Annotated in this window: 20 protein-coding genes; 12 read left to right on the top strand and 8 right to left on the bottom strand. The window is 71.3% G+C overall.

The window, feature by feature from the left end; all coding sequences use genetic code 11:
• The first annotated feature begins 43 nt into the window (after positions 1 to 43).
• From AB0D74_RS08560 to AB0D74_RS08545, 4 genes are read left to right on the top strand one after another with little or no spacing between them, the layout of a single operon-like run.
• A complete protein-coding gene (locus AB0D74_RS08560; protein ID WP_362581872.1) occupies positions 44 to 1,372 on the top strand; it encodes an aminotransferase class III-fold pyridoxal phosphate-dependent enzyme in 1,329 nt (442 codons plus the stop codon).
• Positions 1,373 to 2,632 carry a hypothetical protein gene (locus AB0D74_RS08555; protein WP_362581870.1) on the top strand — a complete coding sequence of 420 codons (1,260 nt, stop codon included), beginning with the start codon at positions 1,373 to 1,375 and terminating at the stop codon, positions 2,630 to 2,632.
• On the top strand, positions 2,629 to 3,951 hold the full coding sequence (locus AB0D74_RS08550; RefSeq protein WP_362581868.1) for an HAD-IA family hydrolase: 1,323 nt from the start codon (positions 2,629 to 2,631) through the stop codon (positions 3,949 to 3,951). The genes AB0D74_RS08555 and AB0D74_RS08550 overlap by 4 nt, the downstream gene beginning before the upstream one ends.
• Before the next feature lie 9 nt (positions 3,952 to 3,960).
• The gene (locus AB0D74_RS08545; RefSeq protein WP_362581866.1) at positions 3,961 to 5,532 is read left to right on the top strand and encodes a class I tRNA ligase family protein; all 1,572 of its coding nucleotides are present in this window, start codon (positions 3,961 to 3,963) and stop codon (positions 5,530 to 5,532) included.
• A 144-nt stretch (positions 5,533 to 5,676) separates the two neighbouring features.
• On the opposite strand, the gene glnA is transcribed toward AB0D74_RS08545, so the two are convergent.
• Complete coding sequence (gene glnA, locus AB0D74_RS08540) at positions 5,677 to 7,086, bottom strand: type I glutamate--ammonia ligase (protein WP_355726002.1); 1,410 nt, start codon at positions 7,084 to 7,086, stop codon at positions 5,677 to 5,679.
• Between the two features lie 211 nt (positions 7,087 to 7,297).
• On the opposite strand from glnA, the gene AB0D74_RS08535 reads away from it, so the two are divergent.
• Positions 7,298 to 7,768 (top strand): RDD family protein, encoded by a 471-nt coding sequence (locus tag AB0D74_RS08535; protein ID WP_362581863.1) that lies wholly within the window; start codon positions 7,298 to 7,300, stop codon positions 7,766 to 7,768.
• Positions 7,769 to 7,944: 176 nt separating this feature from the next.
• Here the strand turns inward: AB0D74_RS08535 and AB0D74_RS08530 are convergent, their stop codons facing one another.
• Positions 7,945 to 9,585 (bottom strand): FAD-dependent monooxygenase, encoded by a 1,641-nt coding sequence (locus tag AB0D74_RS08530; RefSeq protein ID WP_362581861.1) that lies wholly within the window; start codon positions 9,583 to 9,585, stop codon positions 7,945 to 7,947.
• Between the two features lie 211 nt (positions 9,586 to 9,796).
• On the opposite strand from AB0D74_RS08530, the gene AB0D74_RS08525 reads away from it, so the two are divergent.
• From AB0D74_RS08525 to AB0D74_RS08495, 7 genes are read left to right on the top strand one after another with little or no spacing between them, the layout of a single operon-like run.
• Positions 9,797 to 10,867 carry a SchA/CurD-like domain-containing protein gene (locus tag AB0D74_RS08525; RefSeq protein ID WP_362581859.1) on the top strand — a complete coding sequence of 357 codons (1,071 nt, stop codon included), beginning with the start codon at positions 9,797 to 9,799 and terminating at the stop codon, positions 10,865 to 10,867.
• Between the two features lie 53 nt (positions 10,868 to 10,920).
• Entirely contained in the window at positions 10,921 to 11,334 is a 414-nt protein-coding gene (locus tag AB0D74_RS08520) for a cupin domain-containing protein (protein WP_362581857.1), read from the top strand.
• Positions 11,331 to 12,599: a beta-ketoacyl-[acyl-carrier-protein] synthase family protein gene (locus AB0D74_RS08515; protein WP_362581855.1), complete on the top strand. Its 1,269-nt coding sequence runs from the start codon at positions 11,331 to 11,333 to the stop codon at positions 12,597 to 12,599. Before AB0D74_RS08520 ends, AB0D74_RS08515 begins: the two co-directional genes overlap by 4 nt.
• On the top strand, positions 12,596 to 13,840 hold the full coding sequence (locus AB0D74_RS08510) for a ketosynthase chain-length factor (protein ID WP_362581853.1): 1,245 nt from the start codon (positions 12,596 to 12,598) through the stop codon (positions 13,838 to 13,840). Before AB0D74_RS08515 ends, AB0D74_RS08510 begins: the two co-directional genes overlap by 4 nt.
• A gap of 49 nt (positions 13,841 to 13,889) precedes the next feature.
• Complete coding sequence (locus AB0D74_RS08505; RefSeq protein ID WP_089101200.1) at positions 13,890 to 14,141, top strand: acyl carrier protein; 252 nt, start codon at positions 13,890 to 13,892, stop codon at positions 14,139 to 14,141.
• Between the two features lies 1 nt (position 14,142).
• Complete coding sequence (locus AB0D74_RS08500) at positions 14,143 to 14,622, top strand: SRPBCC family protein (RefSeq protein ID WP_362581850.1); 480 nt, start codon at positions 14,143 to 14,145, stop codon at positions 14,620 to 14,622.
• A gap of 49 nt (positions 14,623 to 14,671) precedes the next feature.
• Positions 14,672 to 15,004, top strand: coding sequence for a TcmI family type II polyketide cyclase (locus tag AB0D74_RS08495; RefSeq protein ID WP_217552701.1), 333 nt, complete (start codon positions 14,672 to 14,674; stop codon positions 15,002 to 15,004).
• A gap of 79 nt (positions 15,005 to 15,083) precedes the next feature.
• On the opposite strand, the gene AB0D74_RS08490 is transcribed toward AB0D74_RS08495, so the two are convergent.
• From AB0D74_RS08490 to lipB, 6 genes are all read right to left on the bottom strand, one after another.
• The gene (locus tag AB0D74_RS08490) at positions 15,084 to 16,148 is read right to left on the bottom strand and encodes a methyltransferase (protein ID WP_362581848.1); all 1,065 of its coding nucleotides are present in this window, start codon (positions 16,146 to 16,148) and stop codon (positions 15,084 to 15,086) included.
• A 42-nt stretch (positions 16,149 to 16,190) separates the two neighbouring features.
• Positions 16,191 to 17,291, bottom strand: coding sequence for a right-handed parallel beta-helix repeat-containing protein (locus AB0D74_RS08485; protein ID WP_362581846.1), 1,101 nt, complete (start codon positions 17,289 to 17,291; stop codon positions 16,191 to 16,193).
• Between the two features lie 194 nt (positions 17,292 to 17,485).
• On the bottom strand, positions 17,486 to 18,187 hold the full coding sequence (locus AB0D74_RS08480) for a DUF4191 domain-containing protein (protein ID WP_362581844.1): 702 nt from the start codon (positions 18,185 to 18,187) through the stop codon (positions 17,486 to 17,488).
• A 69-nt stretch (positions 18,188 to 18,256) separates the two neighbouring features.
• Positions 18,257 to 18,454, bottom strand: coding sequence for a hypothetical protein (locus AB0D74_RS08475; RefSeq protein WP_123977777.1), 198 nt, complete (start codon positions 18,452 to 18,454; stop codon positions 18,257 to 18,259).
• Positions 18,455 to 18,715: 261 nt separating this feature from the next.
• On the bottom strand, positions 18,716 to 19,681 hold the full coding sequence (gene lipA, locus AB0D74_RS08470; protein ID WP_362581842.1) for a lipoyl synthase: 966 nt from the start codon (positions 19,679 to 19,681) through the stop codon (positions 18,716 to 18,718).
• Between the two features lie 131 nt (positions 19,682 to 19,812).
• Positions 19,813 to 20,634 (bottom strand): lipoyl(octanoyl) transferase LipB, encoded by an 822-nt coding sequence (gene lipB / locus AB0D74_RS08465; RefSeq protein WP_362581840.1) that lies wholly within the window; start codon positions 20,632 to 20,634, stop codon positions 19,813 to 19,815.
• Positions 20,635 to 20,693: the final 59 nt, after the last annotated feature.

Raw genomic sequence — 20,693 nt, 5'->3', positions numbered from 1 at the left:
GTCCCCGTGGCCCGCCGCCCCGCCCGCCCTTCTTGGAGCGCCCATGAGCCTGCAAAGTCCCCGAACGCCGCTGCCCCCTCACCTCGTGGCCCCGGACCTCGTGCCCGAGCAACAGGCCGCCGACACCAGTGCCGTCTACTACCCGGTCTCCGAAACCCGGATGGTGGCCGGTGAGGGCATCCACCTCTACGACTCCGACGGACGCAGCTACATCGACTGCGCGTCCGCGACCTTCAACCTGAGCCTCGGCTACCGCCACCCCGCCGTGATCCAGGCCATCAAGGACCAGGCCGACCAGCTCATCCACGTGACATCGGGCTTCCAGACCGCCCCCATCAACGCCCTCGCCCACCGCCTGGTGAAGCTGGCTCCCAAGACCATCAGCAAGGCACACCTGAAGGTGGACGGCGGTTCGGCCGCGAACGAGGGCGCCGTGAAGATGGCGCAGCGGGCCACCGGCCGCCGGGATGTCGTCACGCTCTTCCGCAGCCACGTCGGGCAGACCGTGATGATGGCCAGCCTGTCCGGCAACGCCTTCCGCAAGCAGCCGCTGGCACAGCTCTACCACGGCGGCCTCCAGGTGCCGGACCCGTACTGCATGCGCTGCTTCTACGGCCAGGACCCGCGCACCTGCGGACTGATGTGCGTCGACCGCATCAACGACTTCCTGGAGTACGCCAGCAGCGGCAGCGTGGCGGCCGTCCTCGTGGAGCCCATCTCGGGCAACGGCGGCAACATCGTGCCGCCGGACGGGTACTTCGCGGCGCTGCGCGAACTGTGCGACGCGCACGGCATCAAGCTGATCTTCGACGAGGTGCAGACCGGCATCGGCCGCACCGGGCGCATGTTCGCCGCCGAGCACTTCAGCGTGGACCCGGACGCCATCACCCTCGCCAAGGGCCTGGGCGGCTCAGGCGCCCAGGTCGCGGCCATCCTGACCAGCGACGAGCTGGCCGGCCTGCCGACCAACGACCACTCCTTCACCTACGGCGCCAACCTGCTGGCCGCCGCCGCGGCGCTGGCGACCCTGGACGTCATCGACGACGCGGACTTCCTGGCCAACGTCCGGGCGACCGGCGCGCACATCCTGGACCGGCTGGAGACGCTGCGCGGTACCCGCCCGCACATCGCGGACGTACGCGGTGTGGGGCTGATGATCGGCGTCGAGATCGTCGACGAGTCCGGCCGGCCGAGCGCCGCGCTCACCAACCGGCTCGCCGAACGGGCCCTGGACCACGGGCTGGTCATCCGGACCTCCCGCTACGGACACGGCAACGTCCTGAAGATCCGTCCGCCGCTCGTCCTCACGCTCGAAGAGGCCGACGTCATCTGCGACCGCTTCACCGAACTGCTGCTGGCGGAGGGCATATAAATGGATCACCGGTCAACGCCCGCCACGACGCGCCGGACCGGCGTGGACAGCGACACGGCCTTCATCGGCGGCGGCTTCCGTACCACCACCTTCCTCTCCTCGGCCCCCGCCGTGCTGCGACGGCGCGTCCGCGTGTACGAACGCGGCACCACGCTGGGCCCCGGCGGCTTCGCCCGCTACGGCATCACCACCAGCTCGATCGGCTCCCGCTTCTTCAAACACCTCGACCTGAGCGGCCCCTTCGCGCCCCTGGCCCACTCGCCTGAGCTGACCGACGTCGCCCGCGCCGAACAGCCGGTCGCCATGGACCGGCTGGCCACCGCCCTGACCACCCTCGGCCGGACGCTCCAGGAAGCCCTCGGGGAGGACGGTGTGCGACTGGGCAGCACGGTCGTCGCGGTGCACGCCGACCGCGACCGGCACCGGGTGGAGCTCCGGCTCGCCGACGGCAGCACGGAGTCCTGCCGGCACGCGGTGCTCGCCACCGGCCGGACCGAGCGCGCGCACCCGGAACTCGCGCCCTGGCGGGGGAAGGTGACACCGTCCGGCACCGTGATCTCCACGTCCCACCGGCCGCAGGTCAAGGAGCTGCTGCTCGCGGCGGGCGGACGTCCCGTCGTCGTCACGGGTGCCTCGCACAGCGCGATGTCCGCCCTCCAGGTCCTGCTCGACCTGCGGGCCGAACTGCGCGCCGAGCGCCCCGGTGCGCCGCTGCCCGTCGTCCATGTCGTCCGCCGCGGCCCGGCCCGGCTCGTGTACGACAGCGCGGACCACGCCCGCAGCGGTCAAGTGCCGGGCCGGGAAAGGCCGTTCGACCCGGCCGCCGACGTCTGCCCGGCGACCGGCATCGTCTACCGCGACTCGGGCCTGCGCCATCAGTCGCGAGCCCTGTACTGCGCGCTGTGGGCGGGCGAACTGCCGGGCACGGCGCTCGTGGACGCGCCCGTCCTCGCCGCAGCGGCCGGACTGCTCGACGAGGCCGCACTGGTCGTCCAGGCGCTCGGTTACCACGGACAGGCCCCCGACCTCCATCTCGACGGTGTGCTGGTGCGCCCCGGCGACTCACCTGAACGGCTCCTCGCGGACGACGACGGAGCCCTCCTGGTGGACGGGTCCGCGTACCCGCTGCTGTCCGTGCTCCGGGTGGAGCCGACCCCGCTCGACCGCCGTGACAACACCGCCTACGCGAGCGACCTCTACCGGCGACTCGCCGGCCGCCTGGACCGCCTGGCCGCCCCGTTCGCGGAGGTGGGTGCGTGAGAGGCGAACCCGTTCTCGACGCGCTGGCCGCCCTGCTGGACCGGCGGCGCGACGGCACCCGCCCGTACACGGTCGGCGTCACGGGGGTCGACACCGCGGGCAAGTCCCGGCTGGCCGAACGGCTGCGGACCGCACTGGAGCGGCGGGGCGTGCCCGTCGCCGTGGTGCACGTGGACGACTTCCACCGCCCGCGCGCCGAGCGGTACGACCCCGCGCTGCCGGCGCCGCGCCAGTACTACGAGCGCAGCATCGACTTCGCCCGGCTGGCCGCCGAAGTGCTGTCCCCCCTGCGGGAGGACGGCAGGCTCCACCGCACCGTCGCCGGCCTCGACCTGCCCTCCGACGCGTGGACGACGGTCCGGTACGACATCGGTCCGGACGCCGTGGTGATCCTGGAGGGCGTGTTCCTCTACCGCGGTGAGACACGGCCGTACGTCGACCTCTTCGTCCACCTCGACGTCGACGAGCAGACCGTGCTGGAGCGGGCCCGGCGGCGCGACCTGCCCGACCAGGGCGCGGAGGTCATGGCCAAGTACGCCGACAAGTACCTGCCCGCCCAGCGCGCCTATCTGGCCGAGCACCCCCCGCAGGCGTTCGCGCACGTCGTGATCGACAACTCGCGCTGGGAGTCGCCCGCCGTCCGGACCTGGCCGGGCGGGCCCCGGGCCGTGCTGTTCGACCTGTGGAAGACGCTCGTCCCGCTGCCCGAGGAGCTGAAGCGGCGCACCTTCGAGGCCACCGCCACGGCGCTCGGACAGCGCCCGGAGGACCTGGCCGACGCGTGGAAGCGCACCAGGGAGGTGCGCGAGACCCGCCCGTTCGCGGACTACCTCGACTGGCTGCGCGACCAGGTGGGCGGCGCCTGGTCCCCGCTCCAGGCGGAGGCGGCGGCGACGACCCGCCGGCTCCACGGCGAGGCCTTCGCCACCCCGCTGCCGGGCGCGGTCGAGGCCGTGGCGGTGGCCCGGCGACTCGGGATGCGGACCGCGCTGGTCTCCAACTGCACGTCCGACGTACGGGAGATGGTGCGGGACTCCGCGTTCGCGGGGCACTTCGACGCCCTGCTGCTGTCCGCGGAGGCCGGCGTCATGAAACCCGACCCGGAGCTGTTCCGCGCCGCCGCCGACCGGCTCGGCGTGCCGCCCACCGCCTGTGTCTTCGTCGGCGACGGCACCGACGGCGAGCTGTCCGGCGCCGTCGCCGCGGGGATGACCGCCGTCCTGGTGGAGTGCGGCGAGCCGCGTTCGTGGACCGGGCCGCGGATCGCCGCCCTGCCCGCGCTGACCGACCTTCTCGTCTCCGACCTCGCCAAGGGGTGATCCGCCGTCATGCGCGTCCACCACAAGGTCCTGCTCGTTCCCATGCAGCCGACGCCCAACGGCCGGCTGCACATCGGCCACGGCGGCGGCACCTACCTCCGGGCCGACGTCATCGCCCGCGCGCTCCGCGCCCAGGGCCACGAGGTCGCGGTCATCACCGGCAGCGACGTGTACGAGGACTGGGTGGTGGCCGCCGCCCATCGCGAAGGCCGTTCGCCCGAGGAGACCTACCGCGACCACCACACGGGCATCGCCCGCGATCTCGACCGTCTCGGCATCGGGCTGGACGTCTGGATCGACCCGGCAGGCGACACCCACCGGGACGCCTACCGGCACCTGCACGAGGACGTCCTGGACCGGCTGCGGACGTCCGGCGCAGCCCGCCTCGAAGCCGAACGCATCCCGTACGCGCAGGACACGGGACGAGCGCTGGTCGGGCCGTGGATCGCGGGGGAGTGCCCGCACTGCGGACGCCCGTGCGGCGGCAGCACCTGCACCTACTGCGGCGAGTACTTCGTCCCCGAGCAGCTGGTGCGGGCCCGGTCCCGGATCGGCGACAGCCCGGTCGAGTGGCGTACCGAGCAGAACTGGTTCGCGACGGCCGAGGATCCGTCGGCCATCGCCGACCGGCACCGCGCGGCGGGTCTGCGGCCGGTGTTCCTCGCCCCCCTGCTGCGCGCTCTGGACCAGCACGGCGGCCGGATCCGGCTGACCGGCCAGGGCGACTGGGGCATCCGTGGCGAAGGCCTGCCCGCCGACAAGGTGATCAGCAACGGCTACTTCCTCTACAGCGTCTACTGCGGTGAGGTGCACCGGTCGCTGACCGGCGCCGCGGTCAACCCCTTCGCGCCCGGCAGCGGTGTCACCACCGTCGGCCTGTTCGGCAGCGACAACTCCACTCCCGGGCTGCTGGTACCGGACGTGATCTCCCAGGGCTCGCAGGGGACCCTGGAGCCGTTCGACGCCACCGTCGTCAACGGCATGCTGCACTTCGAGGGCCACAAGTGCTCCACCAGCAAGCGGCACGGCATCTGGCTGTCCGAGCTGCTGGAGGGCACGTCCGTGTCCGCGGACGAGCTGCGCCACGCCCTGCTGCACGCGCCCCTCGACCACGGTCCCGCCGACATCTCCGTCGAGACGATCACCCGGCACGTCAACGTCCTGCGCGACTGGCGGGCGACGGTGCTGCGCCCCGCCCTGGACCGGTTGCGGGAACAGCAGGGGCCCGTGCGACGGGCCGAGCCCGCGCTCAAGGCGGCAGCCGACCAGTACGCGCTGCTGACCCCCTTCTCTCCCGACCTGACGGGCGCCGTGGCGGCTTTCGACGAGTGGATCGACAGGCCCCTCGTACCGGACGCGGAGTGGCTCGTGGGGGTGGCCCTGCTGGGCCGGCCGCTCCTTCCCGACCTGGCCGACCGGGTCTGGGCGCGGCTCGGCTTCCCCGGCAGTCCCGACCTGCGGCAGGCGGCCCACCTCGAACCCCGGCCGCAGCGGCTCCCCGACCCCGGCGCGCCCTCGCTGCCGGGCCCGCTCGACGCGGCGGCCCTGCGCCCGTACGTCCACCTCCAGGAACCGGAGTGACCCGACGTCCCGTCCCCTGGCTCCGGCCCGCGGTGCCGGGCCCGGAACAGGCCGTCGGCCGTGCCCTTCCCGGAGAGGAAGAGCACGGCCGACGGCCTATGCACGGCCCGGGGAAGCGGTGACCCGCTCCGCCCCGGGGCGATGTCACACGTCGAAGTAGAGCTCGAACTCGTGCGGGTGCGGGCGCAGCTGCAGCGGGGCGATCTCGTTGGTGCGCTTGAAGTCGATCCACGTCTCGATCAGGTCGGGCGTGAAGACGTCACCGGCGAGCAGGAACTCGTGGTCGCGCTCCAGGCGGTCGAGGACGGCCGGGAGGGAGGTCGGGACCTGGGCCACGTTCGCGTGCTCCTCGGGAGCCAGCTCGTAGAGGTCCTTGTCGATCGGCTCGGCCGGCTCGATCTTGTTCTTGATGCCGTCCAGGCCCGCGAGCAGCAGGGCCGAGAAGGCCAGGTACGGGTTGCCGGAGGAGTCGGGCGCGCGGAACTCGACACGCTTGGCCTTCGGGTTCGAACCCGTGATCGGGATACGCATCGCGGCGGAACGGTTGCGCTGCGAGTACACCAGGTTGATCGGGGCCTCGAAGCCCGGGACCAGACGGTGGTACGAGTTCACCGTCGGGTTGGTGAAGGCGAGCAGCGACGGGGCGTGCTTGAGGATGCCGCCGATGTAGTAGCGGGCGGTGTCCGACAGGCCCGCGTAACCGGCCTCGTCGTAGAAGAGCGGGGAGCCGCCGGCCCACAGGGACTGGTGGACGTGCATGCCCGAGCCGTTGTCACCGAAGATCGGCTTCGGCATGAAGGTCGCGGTCTTGCCGTTGCGCCAGGCCACGTTCTTCACGATGTACTTGAAGAGCTGCAGGTCGTCGGCGGCGGCGAGCAGCGTGTTGAACTTGTAGTTGATCTCCGCCTGGCCGGCGGTGCCCACCTCGTGGTGCTGGCGCTCGACCTGGAGGCCGGACTTGGCCAGCTCCAGGGAGATCTCGGCACGCAGGTCGGCGAAGTGGTCGACCGGCGGGACCGGGAAGTAGCCGCCCTTGTAGCGGACCTTGTAACCGCGGTTGTCCTCCAGCGCGCCCGTGTTCCAGGCACCCGCCTCGGAGTCGATGTGGTAGAAGCTCTCGTTCGCCGAGGTGGCGAAACGGACGCTGTCGAAGACGTAGAACTCGGCCTCGGGACCGAAGTACGCGGTGTCCGCGATACCGGTCGACGCGAGGTAGGCCTCCGCCTTCTTCGCCACGTTGCGCGGGTCACGGGAGTACTGCTCGCCCGTGATCGGGTCGTGGATGAAGAAGTTGATGTTGAGCGTCTTGTCCCGGCGGAACGAGTCCACCCGGGCCGTCGACAGGTCCGCGCGCAGCGCCATGTCGGACTCGTGGATCGCCTGGAAACCACGGATCGACGAACCGTCGAACGCGAGCTCCTCGTCCGGGTCGAACGCCTCGACGGGCAGCGTGAAGTGCTGCATGACGCCCGGCAGGTCGCAGAAACGGACGTCGATGAACTTGACGTCCTCGTCCGCGATGAACTTCTTGGCCTCGTCGGCGTTCTGGAACATCCAGCTCCTCCTACTCCCGGCCGTTCCCGTGCCGGGGTGGTAGTTCGTTCGTGCGGCCAGTGCGGTGGCACACGTTGTCGTCGACCCTAGGGACGGGTGATTTCTCGGGCGTGACCCATTTGTTTCGCTGAAGTTAACCGAGCGCGGTTCCACCGTAGCCCGTGGCACCCCGCCGACCCAGGGTCGCGGCCGGGCCCAGTACCGTGGACGGGTGGACAACAGGCAAGCAATCGGATCGTGGCTCTCCGGACCCCGCGCGGCCATGGAGGACGCGGGTGCCGAGTTCGGGTACCGGGGCGAGCAGCTGGGTCTGCCGGAAGAGGGGCCGGGCTCCATCGCCCGCCCCGGGCGGCGGCTCGGCGCGCTGGTCGTGGACTGGGCGCTGTGCGAGTTGATCGCATACGGCCTGATCACCAAGGGCTACAACCCGGCGACCACCGGCAACTGGGCTCTGCTCGTCTTCTTCGTCCTGGGCGTCCTCACGGTGGGCACGATCGGGTTCACGCCGGGCAAGCGGCTGTTCCGGCTGCGGGTCGTCGGCGTCGGCACGGGCCGCGTCCAGCCGCTGCGCGCCCTGGCCCGCACGGTGCTCCTGTGCCTCGCGATCCCGGCGCTGGTCTGGGACCGGGACGGCAGGGGGCTGCACGACCGGCTGGCGAAGACGGTAGAGGTCCGTATGTAGGTGCGGGCCGGTGGGGGCTGATCGCGCAGTTCCCCGCGCCCCCAGAAAACATAGCCGCGGGCAGGCGTGCCGCAGGGCGGCACGGGTGGGCGCTGGGGGTCCCCCCGGCCGAAGGCTGGGGGAGGCACCCTGCAAGCGCCGGTGAGCGTCCCCACCCCCGGCCCGCCCCACCCCGCTCACCTCCTCCGCAGCACCCGCGCCAGCACGTCCCGCAGCTCTCCCTCCGGGTCGGGCACGGCCCCTTCCGAGCGCCACGCCACGTACCCGTCCGGCCGCACCAGCACCGCGCCCTCCGCCGTCGTACCGTGCGCCGCGGCCCAGTCGCCGCCCTCCGCGTCGTACACAAGATCGCCCGCCGCACCGACGCGGTACGTGTCCAGCCGCAGCCGCTCCGTGTCCGCGATCCGCCGGGCGGCGGCGTGCCAGGCCGCGCCGCCCGCCGACTCCGCGTCGCTCAGCAGCACCAGTGACCGTTCGTAGAGGTCGAGCGTGGACACCCGCTCCCCCTCCCGGCGCAGCCACAGGTGCGGGGCCCGGCTGCCCGGCTGGCCGGTGAGGTTCATCCCGTTGGGTACGAGCGGCTGGTCCGGGTCGGCGCCGAGGACCGCGCCCTTCGGGTAGCGGTAGCCGAGCACGACGTTGAGGATGCCGCCGCGCCGGTCGGCGCCGACGCCGGGGGCCGGCGCGAAGCCCGGGTGGCTGTGCTCCACGGAGCGGGCGGAGGCGCGGGCGCTGGTGGCGAGGGCGACCGGGCGGCGTTCGGCGTCGTACGACTCCAGCAGGCCGGGCCCGGCCCAGCCGTCCAGGACCGCCGCCAGCTTCCACGCGAGGTTGTGGGCGTCCTGGATGCCGGTGTTGGAGCCGAAGGCGCCGGTCGGGGACATCTCGTGCGCGGAGTCGCCGGCCAGGAAGACCCGCCGGTCGGCATAGCGTTCCGCGACCCGTTCGGCGGCCCGCCAGGACGCCCGGCCGGTGATCTCGACGTCGAGGTCCGGGACGCCGACGGACCGGCGGATGTGCCGGGTGAGCCGTTCCTCCGTGAACTCGTCGAGGGTTTCGCCCCGTTCGGGGTGCCAGGGAGCGTGGAAGACCCAGCGCTCCTTGTTGTCGACGGGCAGGAGCGCGCCGTCGGCCTCCGGGTCGGTGAGGTAGCAGCAGATGAACCGGCGGTCCCCGACCGTGTTCTGCAGCAGCTTGGAACGGAAGGTGATGCTGACGTTCGCGAACAGGTCACCGGGGCCCGTCTGGCCGATGCCGAGCCGGCCCCGGACCGGGGAGCGCGGGCCGTCGGCGGCGACCAGGTAGTCCGCCCGGACGGTGTACATCCGGTCGGAGTCACGGTCACGGATGTACGCCGTCACTCCTTCGGGGTCCTGTTCGAAGGACTCCATCTCGTGGAAGTAACGCAGGTCGCCGGTGAGCGACTCGGCCGCCCGGCGGAGCACCGGTTCGAGGTCGTTCTGGCTGCACAGGCACCAGCCCGTGGGGCTGAACCTCTTGAGCCCGCCGCCCGGGTCGATCTCCTTGAACAGCCAGTCGCCGGCGTCGCCGACCAGCGTCGGGGTCTGCAGGATGCCGTGGTTGTCGGCGAGGAGGGAGGCCGCGGCCTTGATGTCCGGCTCGATGCCCGCTCTCCGGAACAGCTCCATCGTCCGCACGTTGTTGCCCCGGCCGCGTGGGTGGACCGAGGTCCCGGAGTGTCTCTCGACGAGCATGTGGCGTACGCCCAGTCGGCCCAGGAAGAGGGACATGGACAGGCCCACGAGCGAGCCGCCCACCACGAGGACGGGGACCTGGTGATCGGTTTTCTGGTGCATCGGGCACTCCAGAGGCGGGTGTTGGTGCGTCAGGTGCGTTGCAACGTCCATGCCCGTCCGGGCCCCCTCGGGAGGGGTTCCGCGGGCTCAATCACCCACCTGGTTCACGCGAGTCGCGCGCTTCGGAGGACCGGCACAGGATCAAGAAGCGCTGACGCCGCGTCATCGGCGAAGGCGCAGGCCGCTGCCCAGCGAAGGAGATGTGCGAAGCATGACGACGATCTCGGAAAAGGTTTCGGCAAAGCCGACCCGAACGACCCGCCCGGTCTCGACACGGGTCTCCCAGTCCGTCTTCGACGGCTCCCGGCTCCGGGTCGTCCTGCTGGTGGACGTCTACGACGGCGCGCAGCAGCAGTTCCTGGAGGCCTACGAGCAGCTGTGCAACCAGGTCGCCCAGGTGCCCGGCCACGTCAGCGACCAGCTCTGCCAGTCGATCGAGAACCCCTCCCAGTGGCTGATCACCAGCGAGTGGGAGAGCGCCCCGCCGTTCCTCGCCTGGGTGAACAGCGAGGAGCACGTGGAGATGGTGAAGCCGCTGCACAACTGCGTCCGTGACACCCGCTCGCTCCGCTTCCACGTGGTGCGGGAGACCGGCGGCCCGTCGGCGGACGCCGTACGCGTCCTGCAGGCCCAGCCGCGGATGGGCGACGGCGTGATCCGCCACGCGCTCACCTTCACGGTCACGCCGGGCAGTGAGGCCAAGGTCGCGAAGATCCTCGCGGACTACGCCTCGCCCGAGGCGAAGGTCGACGACTCCACCCGGCTCTGCCGGACCTCCCTGTTCATGCACGGCAACCGGGTCGTGCGGGCCATCGAGGTGCGCGGCGACCTGATGGCCGCCCTGCGCCACGTCGCCCGGCAGCCCGAGGTGCGGGCCGTGGAGGAGGCCATCAACCCCTACCTGGAGCAGGAGCGCGACCTCGACGACCAGGAGTCCGCACGGGTGTTCTTCACCCGGGCCGCGCTGCCGGCCGTCCACCACGTCACCGCCGAGGAGCTGGCCGAGGGCGAGCGGCACGCGCTGTACTACCCGGCCCGCCCGGGTTGCGGGATGCGGCTCGCGGAGCTGCTCGCGCAGCAGGACGAGGCCGCGGCCGAGGACCCGGCGAGCCCGGTGCTGCACAGCACGGTCTTCCAGCGCGACGACGTGGTCGTCCGGCTGATCGAGCAGCGGCCCGGCACACCCGTGGACGTCACCCCGGCCCACGCGCTGACCGCCCTGCTGGACGGCGACGCGGTGCGGATGCAGCTGATCACCGACCGCCGCTCACCGGACGCCTGACGCCCGACGCCCGACCCTTCAACGTCGCATCACCCCCACGGAGGAACGCAGACATGCAGCCCATTCCGAAGATCGTGGACCTCAGCGAGGTCGAGCCCAACACCCGGCGCGGCGGCGATCTGCGCGCCATGCTCACCCCGGCCACGGTGGGTTCCACCAGCGGTTTCATGGGTGTGGCCATCGTGCAGCCGGGCGACCGCATCGCCGAGCACTACCACCCGTACTCCGAGGAGTTCGTGTACGTCGTCTGCGGCGAGATGGAGGTCGACCTGGACGGCGAACCGCACCCGCTGCGGCCCGAGCAGGGGCTGATGATCCCCATGAACATGAAGCACCGCTTCCGCAACGTCGGCAGCGCCGAGGCCCGGATCGTCTTCCACCTCGGCCCGCTGGCCCCGCGCCCGGCGCTGGGCCACGTCGACACCGAGGAGACGGAAGCCGTCGCCGTGGGGCAGGTCCGGTCGTGACCCGGCGCGTGGCGGTTACGGGCATAGGCATCGTCGCTCCGGGGGGTGTGGGCGTACCGGCGTTCTGGGATCTGCTCGCCTCGGGCCGGACCGCGACGCGCGGCATCACCTTCTTCGACCCCTCGGGCCTCAGGTCGCGGATCGCCGCCGAGTGCGACTTCGACCCGGTGGCACACGGCCTGGACGCCGAGGAGATCGAGCGGGCGGACCGGTACATACAGTTCGCCCTGGTCGCCGGCGACGAGGCGGTCCGGGACTCCGGTCTCGACCTGGGCCGGGAGGACCCCTGGCGGATCGGGGTCTCCCTGGGTACGGCCGTGGGCGGCACCACCCGCCTGGAGCACGACTACGTCCTGGTGAGCGGCGCGGGCCAGCGCTGGGACGTGGACCACCGGCAGGCGCAGCCGCAGCTGCACCGGGCGTTCTCCCCGAGCACCCTCGCCTCCGCCGTGGCGGAACGTTTCGGCGCCCAGGGTCCGGTGCAGACCGTGTCCACCGGCTGCACCTCGGGCCTGGACGCCGTCGGCTACGCCTTCCACACCGTGCAGGAGGGCCGCGCCGACATCTGCATCGCCGGTGCCTCGGACTCCCCGATCTCACCCATCACCATGGCCTGCTTCGACGCGATCAAGGCCACCTCCCCGAACAACGACGACCCCGAGCACGCCTCCCGCCCGTTCGACAACCGCCGTGACGGGTTCGTCATGGGCGAGGGCGGCGCGGTGCTCGTCCTGGAGGAGGAGGAGCACGCCAAGGCCCGCGGCGCGCACATCTACTGCCTCCTCGACGGCTACGCCACCTTCGGCAACGCCTACCACATGACCGGTCTCACCAGCGAGGGCCTGGAGATGGCCCGCGCCATCGAGACCGCCCTGGACCACGCCCGCCTCGACCCCACCGCCATCGACTACGTCAACGCGCACGGCTCCGGCACCCGGCAGAACGACCGCCACGAGACGGCCGCCGTGAAGAAGGCGCTCGGACAGCACGCGTACTCGACACCCATGAGCTCCATCAAGTCCATGGTGGGCCACTCGCTCGGCGCGATCGGCGCCATCGAGGTCGTCGCCTGCGTGCTCGCCCTGGCCCACCAGGTCGTCCCGCCCACCGCGAACTACGAGACCCCCGACCCCGAGTGCGACCTCGACTACGTGCCGCGGGTCGCCCGCGAACGGAAGCTCGGCGGCGTCCTGTCCGTGGGCAGCGGGTTCGGCGGCTTCCAGTCCGCGGTGATCCTGACCCGGCAGAGAGGACGGACACGATGAGCGAACCGCCTGCCCGACGGGCGGCCGTCACCGGCATCGGTGTCGTCGCGCCCAACGGAACCAGCACCGAGACCTTCTGGAAGTCCGTCCAGGAGGGACGCAACGTCCTCGACAAGGTGACCCGCGACGGCTGCGAGCACCTGCCCATGAAGGTGGCCGGCGAAGTCCGCGACTTCGACCCCACGGCCGCCGTCGAGGAACGCCTCATCGTCCAGACCGACCGCTTCACGCACTTCGCGATGGCCGCGGCCGACCTGGCACTCGAAGACGCCCGGCTCGGCCGCGCCGACACCGACGGCTCGCCGTTCGACGTCGGCGTGGTCACCGCGGCCGGCTCCGGCGGCGGCGAGTTCGGCCAGCGCGAGCTCCAGCAGCTCTGGGGCAAGGGCAGCCGGTTCGTCGGCCCCTACCAGTCCATCGCCTGGTTCTACGCGGCCAGCACCGGCCAGATCTCCATCCGGCGCGGCTTCAAGGGCCCCTGCTCGGTGGTCGCCGCCGACGAGGCCGGCGGCCTGGACGCCCTCGCCCACGCCGCCCGCGCGGTGCGGCGCGGCACGGACGTCATCGTGGCCGGCTCCACCGAGGCGCCCATAGCTCCGTACTCGGTGGTCTGCCAGCTCGGCTACGAGGAGCTCAGCCGGGAGACCGACCCGGCCCGCGCCTACCGCCCGTTCACCGAGCAGGCCTGCGGGTTCGTGCCGGCCGAGGGCGGCGCCATGCTCGTCGTGGAGGACACCGGCTCGGCCCGCCGGCGCGGACTGCCGGTCCGGGCCACCATCGACGGCCACGCGTCGACCTTCACCGGCGCCTCCCGCTGGGCCGAGTCCCGGGCCGGGCTCGCCCAGGCGATCCGCGGGGCGCTGGCCGAGGCCGGCTGCGCCCCCGAGGAGGTCGACGTGGTCTTCGCCGACGCCCTCGGCGTCCCGGCGGCCGACCGGGCGGAGGCGCTGGCCATCACCGACGTCCTCGGCGCGCACGGCAGGCGGGTGCCGGTCACCGCGCCCAAGACCGGGATCGGCCGCGGCTACTGCGCGGCCCCCGTGCTGGACACCGCCGCCGCGGTGCTGGCAATGGAACACGGGCTGATCCCGCCGACCCCGGGTGTCCACGACATCTGCCACGACCTCGACCTCGTGACCGGCAGCGCCCGCGCGGCGCGGCCACGCACGGCACTGGTGCTCAGCCGGGGCCTCATGGGGTCGAACTCGGCGCTCGTGCTGCGCCACGGCGCGGCCGAGTGAGTCGAACACACCAGCTGCCCAGCAGAGCAGCTAAGAAGAAGGAGTCGCTATGAGCATCACCGTGGACGAACTGTCCGAACTCATGAAGAAGGCCGCCGGCGTCACCGTCTCCCCGGCCGACCTCCAGGACCGGGCCGACAGCGGCTTCGACGTCCTCGGCGTCGACTCGCTCGGCCTGCTCGGCATCGTCGGCGAGCTGGAGAACCGGCACGGCGTGCCCATGCCGGTGGACGCCGAGCGGTGCAAGACGCCCCGCCAGTTCCTCGACCTCGTCAACAGCGCCATGCCCGCGGGAGCCTGACATGACCGGACACACCCAGAACGAGATCACCATCGCCGCACCCGTCGACCTGGTCTGGGACATGACCAACGACGTGGCCAACTGGCCCCAGCTGTTCAGCGAGTACGCCAGCGCCGAGATCCTCGAGGACGACGGGAAGAAGGTCACCTTCCGGCTGACCATGCACCCCGACGACAACGGCAAGGTGTGGAGCTGGGTCTCCGAGCGCGAGGCGGACCGCCGCGCCCTCCGGGTCAGGGCCCGCCGGGTCGAGACCGGCCCGTTCGCGCACATGGACATCCTCTGGCAGTACGAGGAGGTCCCCGCCGGCACCCGGATGGTCTGGACCCAGGACTTCGCGATGAAGCCGGAGGCCCCGGTCGACGACGACTGGATGACCGACAACATCAACAAGAACTCCAAGATCCAGATGGCCCTGATCCGGGACAAGATCGAGAAGGCGGCCACCGGCCGGCGTCCCGACCCGGCCCTGGCCGACTGATCCGACTGAGCCGACCGAACCGCACGAGCCGTACGACAGGAGAGACACCGTGCACCAGGCCCTGATCGTCGCCCGTATGGCACCGGGCTCCGCCCCCGACATCGCGAAGGTGTTCGCGGACTCCGACCGGGGAGAACTGCCGCACCTCGTCGGGGTCACCCGGCGCAGCCTCTTCCAGTTCGGTGATGTGTACATGCACCTCATCGAGTCCGAGCGCGAGCCGGGACCGGCCATCGCCAAGGTCACCTCGCACCCCGAGTTCAGGGACGTCAGCGACCGTCTCACGGCGTACGTCAGCGCGTACGACCCGGAGACCTGGCGCTCCCCGAAGGACGCGATGGCCCAGCGCTTCTACCTCTGGGAGCGCGACGGCGGCGCGTGATCCCGCGTACCGCCGTACGCCAACGGTGCCGGACCCGCGCACGACGCGGGCCCGGCACCGGCGCATGCCGGGGTACCCGTCAGGCGGGCACCGTGCAGTCGAAGGCGTGCAGGTACGGGTTGACCGGCCGGATGTCGTTGACGTTCAGGCCCGCCTCCGTCAGCCGGCGCACCATGCTGTCGGTGGTGTGCTTGGCCCCGCCGACGTTCAGCAGGAGCAGCAGGTCCATCGCGGTGCTGAACCGCATCGACGGGGTGTCGTCGACCAGGTTCTCGATGATCACCACCCGGGCCCCGGGCCCGCCCGCCGCGATCACGTTGGCGAGCAGCCGCGCGGTGGAGTCGTCGTCCCACTCCAGGATGTTCTTGATGATGTAGACGTCCGAGTCGACCGGTACGGCCTCCCGGATGTCGCCGGGCACGATCCGCGCCCGGTCCCCGAGGTCGCCGCCCTCGCGCAGCCGGGGCAGGGCCTTCTCCACCACCTTGGGCAGATCCAGCAGGTAGCCCTTCATCGCCGGGTACTTGTCCAGCAGGCTGGCCACCACGTGCCCCTGCCCGCCGCCGAGGTCCGCGACCGAGCGGCTGCCGGAGAGGTCGAGCAGGGCGGCGACCTCCCGGGCCGACTGCTCGCTGGAGGTGGTCATCGCCCGGTTGAAGACGTCCGCGGATTCCGGCGCGTCCTCGTTCAGGTAGACGAAGAACTCCTTGCCGTAGAGGTCCTCGACGACGTTGCGGCCGGTGCGCACGGCCTCGTCGAGCATCGGCCAGGCGTCCCAGGTCCACGGTTCGGTGCACCACATGGCGATGTAGCGCAGGCTGTGCGGGTCGTCCTCGCGCAGCAGCCGGGAGGTCTCGGTGTGGGCGAACGTCCCGTCCGGCCGCTCGGCGAAGACGCCGTAGCAGGACAGGGCGCGCAGCAGCCGGCGCAGCGGCTTCGGGTCCGTCTTCACCGTCGACGCCAGGGACTCCACCGTCATGGGGGCGTCCCCGAGCGCGTCGGCGACGCGCAGCCGGGCGGCGGCGCGGACGGCGGCGGCACAGGCCGCCCCGAACACGAGCTCGCGCAGCCGCATCGACGGCGGCGGAGCGTCCTCCTCCGGCCCCTTGGCCGGCGTCGTGAGGTCGCGTGCTGGTGCGGTCATGTGCCGCCTTCCTTCCGTGTGGGGGGTCGTACGGCCGTCAGGTCAGCACAGACCCGAGGGCTTGGACTTCTTGCAGGTGTTGTCCTTGAAGGCGTTGCCGTGCTTGCCGGCCTCCTGGTTGACCAGGTCGGCGGGGGCGTTGCCCGACAGCTTGTTGCGGGTGATCTGGTTCTTGTCGCTGGTGACACCCACGAAGCTCTTGAAGACCACGACACCGCCCGACAGCGGCGACTTGCCGGAGTTGCCGGTGACGGTGTTCCCGGTCACCAGGGTGTTCTCGGCGCCGGTCAGCACGATGCCGGAGCCCTGCAGGAAGGCCAGCCGGGCGGTCTTCTTGCAGTACTTGTTGTTCTTCACGACCTGGTTGTCGGCGACCGTCAGGTGACCGGCCTTCGGTTTGTTCTCGTCGCCGACGACGAAGACGCCCGCGCAGTTCCCGGTGACCGAGTTGTCGGAGACCGTGAGGTTGCGCAGCCGGCGGACGGTGACGCCGATGCGGTTGTTCTCCAGCAGGTTGTGCTCGACGACCGTGCCGAACGTGTCGACGGCGCCCTTCTCCGCGGTCACGGAGTTGGCGAGGAAGATGCCCGCGTCGCCGTTGTTCCGGGCGACGTTGTTCTGGTACATGCTGTGGACCGACCGCTCCTCGGCGAGGCCCCACTGCCCGTTCTTCACGGCGGCCACGCCGTGCACGTGCAGGTTGGCCGTGCCCACGGCCATGACGCCGGTCCGGGAGAACCCGGTCACGGTCAGGTGGGCGACGGTCACGTCCTCGACGGGCTGGTTCTTGGCGCCGACCACGCAGATGCCGTTGCCCATCTCGGCGCAGGACTTCACGGCGGTCTTCTTCGTGCCGCGCATCGCCTTCGTGGCCTTCTTGGACTTCTTGACCGGCTCCAGCACGGTGTCCGGACCCACGCCACGCAGGGTGAGGCCGGGCGTGGTCACCTTGACGCTCTCGTGGTAGGTGCCGGCCAGCACCAGGACCGTGTCACCGGGCTCGGCGGCGTCGACCGCCTTCTGGATGGACTCACCCGGGTGCACGGTCAGAACGCCGTGCGAGGAGGTCGCCGGAGCGGCACCGAGGAGGGAGCCGCACAGGGCGGCGCTGCACGCGAGGTATGTGATATGGCGTTTTGTCACATCCGGCAGATTAGGAGCAGATGACCCGATAAGCGGCCGGATACTCCGTTCGGCGGCGTGTCACGACCGCCCTGCTTGGAGGCCCTGCTTGGAGCGCCCCATAGGGGCGCGGGGAACTGCGCGAGAAACCACGAAGGCGCGGCAGTCGCCAACGCAACCACCGCGCCCGAGCTCGTAGGCGTGCCTACCGGCGTCTACCGCCCCCGAGGCCCACCCTTGGGCATCCGCATCCCCTTGGGCATCGGCCCCTTCGGCAACGGCATGTTGGACATCAGGTCCCCCATCGCCCGCAGCCGGTCGTTGGTGGTCGTCACCTGCGGCCCCGTCAGCACGCGAGGGAACTTCAGCATCGTGGTCCGCAGCTTCTTCAGCTCGACCTGGCCGTCACCCGTGCCCACGATCACGTCGTGCACCGGCACGTCCGCCACGATCCGGGCCATCTTCTTCTTCTCGGCGGCCAGCAGGGTCTTCACCCGGTTCGGGTTGCCCTCGGCGACCAGGACGATGCCGGCCTTGCCGACCGCCCGGTGCACCACGTCCTGGCTGCGGTTCATCGCCACCGCCGGCGTCGTCGTCCAGCCCCGCCCGATGTTGTCCAGCACGGCCGCCGCGGCGCCCGGCTGGCCCTCCATCTGTCCGAAGGCCGCCCGCTCGGCCCGCCGGCCGAAGACGATCGCCGTCGCGAGGAACGCGAGCAGCAGGCCCAGGATGCCCAGATAGACCGGATGGCCGATCAGGAAGCCGATCACGAGGAAGACGGCAAGGGTGCCGAGACCGACACCGGCAAGCACCAGACCGATCACCTTGTCGGCCTTGCGCGTCATCTTGTACGTCAGGACGATCTGCTTCAGTCGTCCCGCATTCGCAGCGTCCGCTGCGGGTTCCTTCCTCGCCATGCCCCGAAGTCTACGTGGCCCCGGGAGTGCCGACGACGGCAGTGTCCGGGAAGGGCCGCGGAGGGGGCGTCAGGAGCGGCCGGCGGCCTGCTCGAGGAAGCGCTGGGCCTCGACCCGGTCCTTGGCGCGACGGCGGTCCTCCAGCACGGAGGTCCAGGCGTTCTGGCGTGCGGTGCGCTGACCGCCGCTCATGAGGATCGACTCGACGGCGCGCAGCGCGTCGGTGAAGGACGGGATCGCGGTGGCGCGAACGGGCGCGGCCTGCATGGTGGAGGTCCCCCCTCGAGGTGGGTGTACATGCTGTGATACCAGGGTCACTGTTCGGTGTTACCAGGGCGTGACCGACCGGTCAAACGCCAATGAAGCCTTGATACGCGGGCCCGGAACGCTGACGCGGCCCTGACGGCGTCCTCATCAGCGAGGACGGTCAGGACCGCGTCCATTCGGTCACTACTGACCGGTAATAGTTTGTGCGTGAATTCACACGCTCGGCGGCCGGGCCGGTTCGGGCCGCCGCCGGACCTCCCGTCAGACCGCCTGCGCGGCGACGAACGCGCCCCGCTTCTCCACGGCCATCTGGTACAGGCGGCCGGCGCGGTACGAGGACCGGACCAGCGGGCCGGACATGACACCGGAGAAGCCGATCTGCTCGGCCTCCTCCTTCAGCTCCACGAACTCCTGCGGCTTGACCCAGCGCTCCACGGGGTGGTGGCGCACGCTCGGGCGCAGGTACTGCGTGATGGTGACCAGCTCGCAGCCGGCCTCGTGCAGCTGGCGCAGCGCCTCGGAGACCTCCTCGCGGGTCTCGCCCATGCCGAGGATGAGGTTGGACTTGGTGACCAGGCCGAAGTCGCGGGCGGCCGTGATGACCTTGAGCGAGCGCTCGTAGCGGAAGCCCGGGCGGATCCGCTTGAAGATCCGGGGCACCGTCTCGACGTTGTGCGCGAAGACCTCGGGGCGGGACGAGAAGACCTCGGCGAGCTGCTCCGGGACCGCGTTGAAGTCGGGGGCGAGCAGCTCGACCTTGGTGCGGCCGGCCTCGCGCTCCGCCGTCTGCGCGTGGATCTGGCGGACCGTCTCCGCGTACAGCCAGGCGCCGCCGTCCGCCAGGTCGTCGCGGGCGACGCCGGTGATGGTCGCGTAGTTCAGGTCCATGGTGACCACGGACTCGCCCACCCGGCGCGGCTCGTCGCGGTCCAGCGCCTCGGGCTTGCCGGTGTCGATCTGGCAGAAGTCGCAACGCCGGGTGCACTGGTCGCCACCGATGAGGAAGGTCGCCTCGCGGTCCTCCCAGCACTCGTAGATGTTCGGGCAGCCGGCTTCCTGGCAGACCGTGTGCAGGCCCTCGCTCTTCACGAGGTTCTGCATCTTCGTGTACTCGGGGCCCATTTTCGCCCGGGTCTTGATCCACTCGGGCTTGCGCTCGATGGGGGTCTCGGCGTTGCGGACCTCCAGGCGCAGCATCTTGCGTCCGTCGGGTGAGACTGCGGACACGACCGGCTCCCTAGCGATTGATTCTTCGGCGACCTTCAGGGTACGCCCGTTGATTTGAATGCCCGGTGTGGGTGCTGGGCTCCCGGGGCCTGCCGCCCCCGGACCCCCGCTGACGGCCTTCGGCCTCGTCCTCAGACGCCGGACGGGCTGACGGTTGCCGGTGTCTTCTCGATCACCCTCGGCTTCAGGTCCGCGTTCTCCAGTACGGCCGTCAGGTGGCGCTCCACCACCGGCAGCACCTCCTCGATCGTCACGTCCCGGTCCAGTTCGGCGGCGAGGGAGGCGACGCCGGCGTCGCGGATGCCGCACGGGATGATCCGGTCGAACCACTTGTTGTCCGGGTTCACGTTGAGCGCGAAGCCGTGCATGGTCACGCCCTTGGCCACCCGGATGCCGATGGCGGCGATCTTGCGGTCCTCGCGGCGCTGGCCGGCGTTGGAGGGGGCGTACTCCGGGCCGTTGAGGCGCGGGTCGAACTCGTCGTCCGTCAGCCGGGGGTCGAAGTCCAGGGAGAGGCCGCCGAGGGCCTGGGGGCGCTGCTCGACCGGGTCGCCGAGCACCCACACCCCGCTGCGCCCCTCGACCCGGGTGGTCTCCAGGCCGAACTCGGCGCAGGCGCGGATCAGGGCCTCCTCCAGGCGCCGGACGTGGGCGACCACGTCCACCGGGCGCGGGAGCTTCTGGATCGGGTAGCCCACCAGCTGGCCGGGGCCGTGCCAGGTGATCTTGCCGCCGCGGTCCACGTCGATGACGGGGGTGCCGTCGAGCGGCCGTTCGTTGTCCGCGGTGCGGCGGCCCGCCGTGTAGACCGGGGGGTGTTCGAGCAGCAGGACCGTGTCGGGCACCTCGTCGGCGAACCGTGCCGCGTGCACCCGGCGCTGCTCGTCCCACGCCTCCTGGTACTCGACGGCGTCCGCGCCGAACCCCATGCGGACGAACCGCAACTCACTCACGGCAAGCGCCTCCCTCGGGCGATGGGTGTGTCAGGCACATAACGCGCCCAAGCCACTGT

Origin of the sequence: Streptomyces sp. NPDC048278, from assembly GCF_040652195.1 — a bacterium.
Lineage (GTDB): Bacteria > Actinomycetota > Actinomycetes > Streptomycetales > Streptomycetaceae > Streptomyces.
The sequence above is the reverse complement of the archived record's forward strand: the minus strand, read 5'-3'. Positions and strand labels throughout refer to the sequence as shown.

Bases quoted from the DNA above. Each gene is read 5' to 3' on its own strand.
- AB0D74_RS08555 (WP_362581870.1), top strand. From the start codon at position 1,373: ATGGATCACCGGTCAACGCCCGCCACGACGCGCCGGACCGGCGTGGAC.
- AB0D74_RS08560 (WP_362581872.1), top strand. From the start codon at position 44: ATGAGCCTGCAAAGTCCCCGAACGCCGCTGCCCCCTCACCTCGTGGCC.
- AB0D74_RS08510 (WP_362581853.1), top strand. From the start codon at position 12,596: ATGAGCGAACCGCCTGCCCGACGGGCGGCCGTCACCGGCATCGGTGTC.
- AB0D74_RS08545 (WP_362581866.1), top strand. From the start codon at position 3,961: ATGCGCGTCCACCACAAGGTCCTGCTCGTTCCCATGCAGCCGACGCCC.
- AB0D74_RS08500 (WP_362581850.1), top strand. From the start codon at position 14,143: ATGACCGGACACACCCAGAACGAGATCACCATCGCCGCACCCGTCGAC.
- AB0D74_RS08480 (WP_362581844.1), bottom strand. From the start codon at position 18,187: ATGGCGAGGAAGGAACCCGCAGCGGACGCTGCGAATGCGGGACGACTG.
- AB0D74_RS08520 (WP_362581857.1), top strand. From the start codon at position 10,921: ATGCAGCCCATTCCGAAGATCGTGGACCTCAGCGAGGTCGAGCCCAAC.
- AB0D74_RS08525 (WP_362581859.1), top strand. From the start codon at position 9,797: ATGACGACGATCTCGGAAAAGGTTTCGGCAAAGCCGACCCGAACGACC.
- AB0D74_RS08490 (WP_362581848.1), bottom strand. From the start codon at position 16,148: ATGACCGCACCAGCACGCGACCTCACGACGCCGGCCAAGGGGCCGGAG.
- AB0D74_RS08530 (WP_362581861.1), bottom strand. From the start codon at position 9,585: ATGCACCAGAAAACCGATCACCAGGTCCCCGTCCTCGTGGTGGGCGGC.
- glnA (WP_355726002.1), bottom strand. From the start codon at position 7,086: ATGTTCCAGAACGCCGACGAGGCCAAGAAGTTCATCGCGGACGAGGAC.
- AB0D74_RS08475 (WP_123977777.1), bottom strand. From the start codon at position 18,454: ATGCAGGCCGCGCCCGTTCGCGCCACCGCGATCCCGTCCTTCACCGAC.
- AB0D74_RS08505 (WP_089101200.1), top strand. From the start codon at position 13,890: ATGAGCATCACCGTGGACGAACTGTCCGAACTCATGAAGAAGGCCGCC.